At 71.5% G+C, this 5,118-nt stretch carries 3 protein-coding genes and 1 pseudogene; 2 read left to right on the top strand and 2 right to left on the bottom strand.

Features of this window, described 5'->3' with window-relative positions; genetic code table 11:
- Positions 1-9 precede the first annotated feature (9 nt).
- Complete coding sequence (locus ACRDTB_RS37250) at positions 10-783, top strand: lysophospholipid acyltransferase family protein (protein ID WP_431436967.1); 774 nt, start codon at positions 10-12, stop codon at positions 781-783.
- A gap of 19 nt (positions 784-802) precedes the next feature.
- On the opposite strand, the pseudogene ACRDTB_RS37245 reads toward ACRDTB_RS37250, so the two are convergent.
- Positions 803-1,973 (bottom strand): annotated as a pseudogene (locus tag ACRDTB_RS37245) (IS110 family transposase).
- Positions 1,974-2,158: 185 nt separating this feature from the next.
- On the opposite strand from ACRDTB_RS37245, the gene ACRDTB_RS37240 reads away from it, so the two are divergent.
- On the top strand, positions 2,159-3,157 hold the full coding sequence (locus tag ACRDTB_RS37240) for an EamA family transporter (protein WP_431436966.1): 999 nt from the start codon (positions 2,159-2,161) through the stop codon (positions 3,155-3,157).
- 139 nt (positions 3,158-3,296) lie between these two features.
- On the opposite strand, the gene ACRDTB_RS37235 is transcribed toward ACRDTB_RS37240, so the two are convergent.
- Positions 3,297-4,979 carry a ribonuclease J gene (locus ACRDTB_RS37235; RefSeq protein WP_431436965.1) on the bottom strand — a complete coding sequence of 561 codons (1,683 nt, stop codon included), beginning with the start codon at positions 4,977-4,979 and terminating at the stop codon, positions 3,297-3,299.
- Between the last annotated feature and the right edge of the window lie 139 nt (positions 4,980-5,118).

Here is a 5,118-nt window from a genome sequence, read left to right as displayed (position 1 = left end):
GTCTCGCCGATCTGGCAGGCGATGACGTTCCTGGACCGCGGTTTCGTCCGACTGGCCGGCAGAATGGAGATCACCGGCACGATCCCGCCCGAGTTCCGCGACGGGCCCAGCCTGATCGCGGCGAACCACATCGGCATGTTCGACCCGTTCGTGCTGACCGCCGCGCTGCGCGAGGGCGGGGTGAACCCGCGGTTCATGCTGACCGGTGGACTGCTCGACGCGCCGGTGGTCGGCTGGGGGCTCAAGCAGGGCGGCAGCATCCGGGTGGATCGCGGCAAGAGCAACGTGATCGAGGCGTTCGACCGGGCCACGACGGCGCTGGGGTCGGCGTCCGGTCCGGTGCTCGTGTACCCGGAGGGCCGGGTCAGCCGCGAGCCGGGCCTGTGGCCGGAGCGCGGCAAGACCGGTGTCGCACGAATGGCGCTCGCGGCGAAGGTGCCGGTGATGACGATCAGCCAGTGGGGCGCGCACGAGGCGGTGCACTGGGGCACCGAGCGGGTCGAGCACTGGCGGGACCTGGCGCCGGGAGCCAGGTCGTGGCTGCGCGCGGTCCGCGACCGGCCGGTGTTCAAAGTCCACTTCGGACCAATCGTCGACCTGTCGGACCTGACGTCGGGCAAGCCGGGCGACGCGATGCGCGCGCACGAGCGCATCATGCGGGCGATCACCGACCAGCTGGCGCCGCTGCGCGCCGACGAGCCGAACCTGCCGCACTTCCACGACCCGACCCGGCCGACCGACAGCACCAGCCCGTGGCGACCGACGCCGCCGGATTCTCAATGAAGTTGTCAAGATGAGAACGTCATGCAGCGGTCGCCATGAGCGGCGGAGTCAGTGTGTAGCGGCGGTTGTCACGCAGCAGTGCCACCGGACGTTGACGCGGCGGCGTGCCAGGGCGAGGACGGCCTGGGTGTGCCGTTTGCCCTCGGACCTTTTGCGGTCGTAGAAGATTCGCGACTGGTCGTTGCAGCGGATGCTGACCAGGGCCGAGGTGTAGAGGGCTCGTTGCAGGCCGCGGTGGTAACGGCGGGGACGGTGCAGGTTGCCGCTGACCCGGCCGGAGGCGCGGGGTGCCGGAGCCAGGCCGGCGTAGCCGGCCAGGTGGTCGGCGGAGGCGAACGCGGTCATGTCGCCGCCGATGGCGGCCAGGACCTCGGCACCGAGCAGCACCCCGATGCCGGGCATGCTCAGCAGGACGGCGGCGTGTCGGTGACGGCGAAACCGGCCCTCGATGAGCGTGTCGGTCTGCTTGAGCTGCTCATCGAGGGAGATCACCCCCTGCGCCATCTCCGCGACCGTCTCCGCGACCAGCTGCGCGGCCAGGTGTTGGCCGGGCAGGGTGATGTGCTGGGAGTCAGCCGCTGCCACGACTGTGGTGGCCAACGCGGTGGCGCTGCGAACCTGGTGCGACCGCAGCCATTCTTCGAGCCCGGCCGCGCCGAGTTGGCGGATCGCGGTCGGTGTCTGGACGTGGGTGAGCAGGACCAAGGGGCCGCGGTTGGTCAGGTCCAAGGCGCGTTCCAGGGCCGGGCTGATACCCAGCAGTTGGTCGTGCAGCCGGTTGACCAGGCAGACCCGATCACCAGCGAGGTCACGGCGGCGGGCAACCAGCATCCGCAGCTCCACGATCAGCTCGTCGCCGACGCGCAACGGGAACAGGTCCCGGCGCATCCGGACCTGGTCGGCGATGATCGCGGCGTCTTTCGCGTCAGTCTTACCCTCGCCCCGGTACCCGTCAGCGGCACGGTTGACCTGGTTGCCGGACAGGTAGGACACCCCCTGGCCGTGGGCGACCAACAAGGCCAGGAGCAATGCCGCACCACCAGTGCTGACGTCGACTGCCCAGCGCACCTCGTCAGCCAACGCCGTGACCTCGCCGACAGCAACACCATCTCGTCGTTGGCCACCCTGCGCGACAGCATCCGGGCGCCATCGGCATCGATCACCACGACGTGGTGGTGTCCCTTGCCGATGTCTACCCCGGCCCATCCCTACGCAGCGACCGGGTCGCCATTCTCAATCAACGGCCGAGTCATCGACGGAGTGCCGAGCGGCCAATCGGGCAAAGCCACTCCACGGCAGATGCCTGACTGGTGGGCCGCGCCGCCCGGCGTTTTTCGATCGCGACGCGGCTGGCACATCCAGTAGCGTCGATGGTGTGACCGCTCAAACCACGACGCAGGTTACGCGTGCCACGTCCGCTCACACCGGGCGCGGCACCGTGCTGGTGGTGTTCGCGTCGCTCTCCTTCGGCACGTCCGGCCCGCTGGCCAAGCCGGCGATGGACGCCGGGCTGAGCCCGCTGCAGGTGGCGAGCGTGCGGATCGGGCTCGCCGCACTCGTGCTGCTGGCCGTCGTCGCGGTGTGGCGGCCCGCACTGCTCCGGGTCCGCCGGGCGGACCTGCGGCTCCTGGCCGGCTACGGGCTGGCCGGGGTGGCCGCCGTGCAGGTGTTGTACTTCGTCGCGGTGAGCCGGATCCCGATCGGGATCGCCCTGCTGCTGGAGTTCACCTCGCCGATCCTGGTGGCGCTGTGGGTGCGGTTCGTGCGGCGCACGGTGCTGCCGGCCCGGATGTGGGTGGGCACGGTGCTCGCGCTCGTCGGGCTCGCGATGGTCGCGCAGGTCTGGGCGGGGCTGGGCACGCTCGACGCGCTCGGCATGCTGGCCGGCATCGGCGCGGCCCTGTGCTCGGCGGCGTACTTCCTCATCGGCGAGCACGGGGTGAGCACGCTCGAGCCGCTGGGCCTGGTCACCTGGGGCATGGTCGTGGGCGCGGTGGCGATCTTCGTGGTGGCACCGCCGTGGTCGCTGCCGTTCGAGCTGTTCGGGGCTGGCGCGGACTTCGGCGGGTGGCACGCTCCGGTGTGGTTGCTGCTGGCGGCGTGCGCGGTGGTGTCGACGGCCCTCGCGTACCTGCTGTCGATCAGCGCGCTGCGGGACCTGCCGGCCAACGTGGTCAGCGTGCTGGCGCTGCTCGAGCCGGTCGTGGCGACCGCGATGGCGTGGCTGCTGCTGGGCCAGGCGCTGACCGTGGCCCAGCTGGTGGGCGCGGCGGTCCTGCTCTCCGGCGCGACGGTGGTCCAGCTCGCCTCGCGCGCGCCCGTCACGCAACCGGACTGGACAGCGATATCGGAGGCATCCCCCCACCCCCGGTAGGTGAGCCATGAACCCCACCCGGCGCGAACAGCGCAAGGCCCGACGAGCCCTGCTCCGCCAGATCCTGACGGTCGGCTGCGCGGTCCTGATCGCCGCACTGGCCCGGAGCTGACGTCAGCCGGAGTCAGATCAGCTGGAGTCAGAGGGGGATGACGGTCGGGACGATCATCGGGCGGCGGCGGTAGGTGTCGGCCACCCAGCGGCCCACCACGCGGCGTACGGCCTGCGCGATGCGGTGCGTGTCGGTGATGCCCTCCGACTCCGTGTGCGACAGCTCCTGCTCCACGAGCTGCACGACCTCGTCCAGCGCCTTGGGGTCGTCCGAGAAGCCCCGTCCGGAGATCGTCGGCGGACCGAGCGCGCGCCCGGACACGGAGTCGACCGCCACCGTGATCGCGATGAAGCCGCCCTCACCCAGGATCAGCCGGTCGGACAGCGTCGACTCGCCCACATCGCCGACCGACAGGCCGTCCACGTACACGTGCCCGATCTCGACGCGGCCGCTGATCCGCGCGCGGCCGTCGACCAGGTCCACCACCACACCGTCCTCGGCCACCACCACGTTCCGCGCCGGCACCCCGGTCGCCATCGCCAGCGCCGCGTTCGCCCGCAGGTGGCGCCACTCGCCGTGCACGGGCATCACGTTCGACGGCCGCACCGCGTTGTAGAGGAACAGCAGCTCCCCCGCCGACGCGTGCCCGGACACGTGCACGTTCGCGTTCCCTTGGTGCACAACGGAAGCACCGAGCCGCACCAGGCCGTTGACGACGCCGAACACCGCCGTCTCGTTGCCCGGGATCAGCGAGCTCGCCAGCACCACCGTGTCGCCGGGCCGCACACGGATCTGCCGGTGCTCGCCGCGGGCCATCCGGGACAGCGCGGAGAGCGGCTCCCCCTGCGAGCCGGTCGACACGAACAGCACCTTGTGCTCGGGCAGCTCCATCGCCTCGTCGAGTTCGACGAGCAGGCCCTCGGGCACCCGCAGCAGGCCCAGCTCGGTGGCGATCCCCATGTTGCGCACCATCGACCTGCCGACCATCGCGACCCGCCGGCCGTGCGCCGCCGCCACGTCGAGCACCTGCTGCACGCGGTGCACGTGGCTCGCGAAGCACGCCACGATCACCCGCTGGTCCGCCCGCGCGATGACACCGTCGAGCACCGGGCCGATCTCCCGCTCGGCCATCACGAACCCGGGCACCTCGGCGTTCGTCGAGTCGACGAGGAACAGGTCCACGCCCTCGTCGCCGAGCCGGGAGAAGGCGGCGATGTCGGTCAGCCGCCCGTCCAGCGGCAGCTGGTCGAGCTTGATGTCGCCGGTGTGCAGCACGAGCCCGGCCGGCGTGCGGATGGCCACCGCGAGGGCGTCCGGGATGGAGTGGTTGACCGCGAAGAACTCACAGTCGAAGGCGCCGAACGCGAGCCGGCCGCCCTCGGCGACCTCGACGAGCGTCGGTGTGAGCCGGTGCTCACGGCACTTCGCGGCCACCAGCGCGAGCGTGAACCGGGACCCGACCACCGGCACGTCCGGCCGCTGCCGCAACAGGAACGGCACGGCGCCGATGTGGTCCTCGTGCCCGTGGGTCAGCACGACCGCGTCGATCTCGTCCAGCCGCGGCTCAATGGCCCGGAAGTCCGGCAGGATCAGATCCACGCCGGGCTGCTGGTCCTCGGGGAACAGCACGCCGCAGTCCACGATCAGCAGCCGGCCGGCGTACTCGAAGACGGTCATGTTGCGGCCGACCTCGCCGATCCCACCCAGCGCGACGACCCGGAGCCCCCCGTCGGCCAGCTCGCCCGGCGGCTCCAACTGCCTGTATGTCACCGATGGACCTGCCCGGCGCTGGTGTGCGTGGTGGTGGCGACGTACGCGGCGGCGGCGTCGGCCTGGGCCACCCGCGCGGCGGCCACGTTGGACAGCGGCGCGTCGGCCAGCGGCACGCCGGCGTCGCCCAGATCCGCGG

Source organism: Actinophytocola sp., from assembly GCF_050699935.1.
Classification (GTDB): Bacteria; Actinomycetota; Actinomycetes; order Mycobacteriales; family Pseudonocardiaceae; genus Actinophytocola.
This window is presented reverse-complemented; position numbering and strand designations above follow the sequence as displayed.